Origin of the sequence: Chamaesiphon polymorphus CCALA 037, from assembly GCF_003003845.1 — a bacterium.
Lineage (GTDB): Bacteria > Cyanobacteriota > Cyanobacteriia > Cyanobacteriales > Chamaesiphonaceae > Chamaesiphon > Chamaesiphon polymorphus.
In genome coordinates, this window is record NZ_PVWO01000497.1 from 1 (window position 1) to 4,142 (window position 4,142).

Consider the following 4,142-nt stretch of genomic DNA (forward strand, 5'->3'; position numbering starts at 1 on the left):
CTATAGCACCAGTAACTTAAAACTAAGCACCACTCCAAAAATTCAGTCGAGGGTGTTGCTGAATCGTCCATCCTTATCCCAAACCGACATTATTCTCGCAATGCCCCAAGTAACTCGCTAGCATATTAGTATGTATCCGACCTGCGGAGGAAAAATATGTGCGGACGATTTACTCAATTCTCCAGAGGAGAGGCTACGCCAACGACTTCAGCAGAAACGATCGCCTCAGTCTTTGGTATAGAAACCAGCCAACTAACACCGCGATTTAATATTGCCCCCACACAATCAGTCGCCACCATCTTACAACTACCATCCGCCCCACCTCAACTCCAATTCTTGCAATGGGGACTGATTCCATCCTGGGCAAAAGATCCCGCCATCGGCTCCAAACTAATTAACGCCAGAGCCGAGACAGTCAACGAAAAACCCTCATTTCGAGCCTCATTCCGGCATCGACGTTGCTTGATTCTAGCCGATGGCTTCTACGAATGGCAGCAAATCGAAGGCAGCCGCAAAAAACAACCCTATTTTATGAGCTTGCAAGACGATCGACCCTTTGCCTTTGCAGGCTTATACGATCGCTGGCAAAGCCCAGCAGGCGAAACACTCGAAACCTGTACCATTATTACCACCACAGCCAACGAACTCCTCGAACCAATTCACGATCGAATGCCCGTAATTCTAGCTCCCGAAGACTACGATCTCTGGCTCGATCCCGACTTTGGCAGCACCAAAGACCCCGCTGCCTGGAGCAAGCTACAATCCTTACTCGATCCCTATCCAGCCGCCCAGATGAAGGCATATCCCGTCAGCACGATCGTCAATAGTCCCAAAAACGACACCCCAGAATGCAAACAACCAATGTCTGCTGTAGCTATAACTTAGGCTTTAGGTTTTAGGCTTTAGACTTTAGGTTTTAGGTTTTAGGCTTTAGGCTTTAGGTAGAGGCTAAACAGAGGGCAGAAGAGGAAAGGCGATGGAACTGCGTTCTCTAGTTTCTCTCTCCCCCTCTCCCCCTCCCCCTCTCTCATTTCGTCAAGGATAATCGAGCATGAAATACCGCAGACTAGGACGATCCGGCTTACAAGTAAGCGAACTATCGCTAGGATCTTGGGTCACTTATGGCAATCAAGTAGATGAAGACATCGCGATCGAAACCCTATCAGTAGCCAAAGATGCAGGCGTCAACTTCTTTGACAACGCCGAAGTATATGCAGGCGGCAAATCTGAAACCCTCATGGGCAATGCCATCAAAAAATTAGGCTGGGATCGTGCAGATTACGTTATTTCCACCAAATTCTACTGGGGACTCGCCCAAGGCCCCAACCGCAAGAATACACTCAACCGTAAATACCTCCGCCAAGCGATCGAAGGCTCCCTTCAACGCCTGCAAATGGACTACGTAGACCTCGTATTTTGCCATCGTCCCGACCCCAACACCCCGATCGAAGAAACCGTCTGGGCGATGCACGACACGATCCAACGCGGTCAAGCCTTATACTGGGGTACCTCCGAATGGTCGGCAGCCGAGATCGTCAGTGCTTGGCAAATCGCCGAGCGGCACCATCTCCACAAACCCGTCATGGAGCAACCCCAATACAACTTATTCCACCGCGATCGTGTCGAAACAGAATACGCCAGACTTTACGAAGATCTCGGCTTAGGCTTAACCACCTGGAGTCCCCTCGCTTCCGGCGTCCTCACTGGCAAATACGCCAACGGTATCCCCGCAGGCAGCCGCTCCACCCTTCCGGGCTACGAATGGCTGCAAAAACTCGTCACCAACCCCGATTGGATCGCCGCCACCGAACGCCTGCGATCGATTAGCGACAAACTCGACTGCACCCTCTCTCAACTCGCGATCGCCTGGTGCGCCAGCAATCCCCACGTCAGCACCGTTATCACAGGTGCCAGCAACAAAACCCAAGTCATCGAAAACATGAAAGCGATCGACATCATTCCCCAACTCGACGCCACACTCCTCCACCAAATCGACGCAGCCGTCGGCACCCTCAGCGTCCCAACATCCGCCTAATCTCAACTAAGCCCTAGTTTGTCACTGTTCATTCAATTTCTTCGGCCTAAAGTGACAAACTAGGCATAACTTCTCGCAATAGAGATCGATTGACTAGCGATGCGGAGATAGCGAGCATTTTCGCTCCAGAAATCTACTTCACCCACCCTTGCTCCCAGCCAGCACCACCGACTTCCAAGCCAGCATTATTACTATTAGCCTTGATAATTCGATCGCCATTAAGAGTGCGTAGATCGATCGACAATAAACCCTTCACTGTATCTCGACAACACATTACCAAGCCTTGTTCTGTTGGTGTACTTACCATCGTTCCAGGTAAATCTGTCGTACCGATTAGTTCGACTTGAAATTCGCTATTACTAGCTCGAATTTGCCATTCGCCCCAGGGTTGAATTTGCCAACTTATTTGCGAATTCCACGGTACGAATTCATAAAACTTGTTGCGATAATGAATGCCAATCATCCCGACTTCTTCAGTCGTCCATAGTACTTTGCGTCGTCCACCCCCTGTGGTAATTGCCAAACCAACTGTCTCATCAAAACTATTGCAATTTACCCAAAACCATTTCTGCGGAAAAGAGCGACCCCAATTTTTTTCACTATAGGCTGGAGTATTCGTAAAATCATAGCGTTTGCCCTGCCACTCGATCCAACCTGTAGCCAAGCCATGCGCCATCAAGATCTGCCATCCCGGCTCGAAGATCGGCAAGTATGATAACAAGCCCGCCGTGGCTTGCTGGGGCTGATGGGGCTGTCCCCAGCCATAAACGGGGACGGTATGATAACACCAGCGACAGTTTTGGCTTGGGAGATTTCCTTGATGGAGAGTGGCGGTAACTTGATAACCTTCGGTAATATGACGATCGAATTCTGCAACTGATAGTAATTGGGGTCGAATATTTAAATTATCAGTCTTTCCCCAATGTCCCAAAGCTAGATCGTCTTTAGCTGCCCAAAATCGATCGGGATCTGGAAAAGAACACATCAAATGTCGTTCGTCAATCCCCAACATCTGCGCCGCACCACCACTGCGCTCGCTTTTGCCTAAAGGATCTTCAATTGAGTACATAAACGCAAATGATTCTCTAATCTTCGGCAATGTCACCCGAAAATACCACCCTTCAAAAAAATCCGGATCGACGCCATTCCAATGATATCCAATATGCGGCACTGTCATAATTGATAATTGATAATTGATAATTAATAATTAAACTTCATTATTTGCGATCCACGATTCACTATCCACTATCCACTAATTCACAAAGCAGGCGATCGGGAAAATTAAGTATTCCCAGAAAAATAACTTCCAGATAAATTGATAGAAGGCTGCGATCGATTCTTTTTGTTCTAAATCGATATCTTGAGAACGCCACCAGAGCAAGCCGAGTAAAGCAGTATGGGAGATAACCACAAACCAAGTATTAATGCTAGATGACAACAAAATACCAGCCGCGATCGTGCCTAAATAGGCGATCGTAATTGCCCAGCGCGTAAAGTTAAAAACTGTTAATTTACCTAAAACGATCGTAAAGGTTTCGATTTGATACTTGCGATCGCCTTCGAGATCGGGTACATCTTTAAATAAGGCAATGGCGATTGTAAATACTAAGATAAATAGCGTTAATACCCAAATACTTGGCGGTATAGTATCTACGCCTGTCAATAGTCGATCGAAATGCAAGAACAGCCCTAAATTAACAATACAGCCCCTCACAGTCAAAATACAAATAGCAGCGAGCAATGAGTATTGTTTGAATCGAATTGGCGGTACCGAATAAGCAGTTCCGATCGCCAAACTCAGCGAGACAGTTGCAAATAACCATTTACCTGATAATGCCGCAATCGCGATCGCTAAAATACCTGTAACTGCGACGATCCACGTTCCTTGAGCGATCGATAATTTACCACTAGCTAAGGGGAGATCGGGCTTATTGACTCGATCGATTTCCACATCATAAAGTTGATTCAAACCAACTATATAAATATTCCCTAATATACAAGCAATCCAAGCTCCCACCAGTTGACCGATACTCAGCCATGAAACTGGGCTATGAGTAGTCGCGATCGCGATCGTGTAAAGTGCCAATACACTCAGACTGGTACCGAT

Annotated in this window: 4 protein-coding genes; 2 read left to right on the forward strand and 2 right to left on the reverse strand. The window is 47.4% G+C overall.

The window, feature by feature from the left end; all coding sequences use genetic code 11:
* Positions 1-156 precede the first annotated feature (156 nt).
* Together C7B77_RS25165 and C7B77_RS25170 are read left to right on the forward strand one after the other, a co-directional pair.
* Positions 157-885: an SOS response-associated peptidase gene (locus C7B77_RS25165; protein ID WP_106311398.1), complete on the forward strand. Its 729-nt coding sequence runs from the start codon at positions 157-159 to the stop codon at positions 883-885.
* A 166-nt stretch (positions 886-1,051) separates the two neighbouring features.
* Positions 1,052-2,035, forward strand: coding sequence for a potassium channel beta subunit family protein (locus C7B77_RS25170; RefSeq protein WP_106311401.1), 984 nt, complete (start codon positions 1,052-1,054; stop codon positions 2,033-2,035).
* 133 nt (positions 2,036-2,168) lie between these two features.
* On the opposite strand, the gene C7B77_RS25175 is transcribed toward C7B77_RS25170, so the two are convergent.
* Entirely contained in the window at positions 2,169-3,212 is a 1,044-nt protein-coding gene (locus C7B77_RS25175; protein WP_106311404.1) for a tocopherol cyclase family protein, read from the reverse strand.
* Between the two features lie 75 nt (positions 3,213-3,287).
* On the reverse strand, positions 3,288-4,142 hold an 855-nt coding region (locus C7B77_RS25180), incomplete at its 5' end, for a homogentisate phytyltransferase (RefSeq protein WP_106311406.1).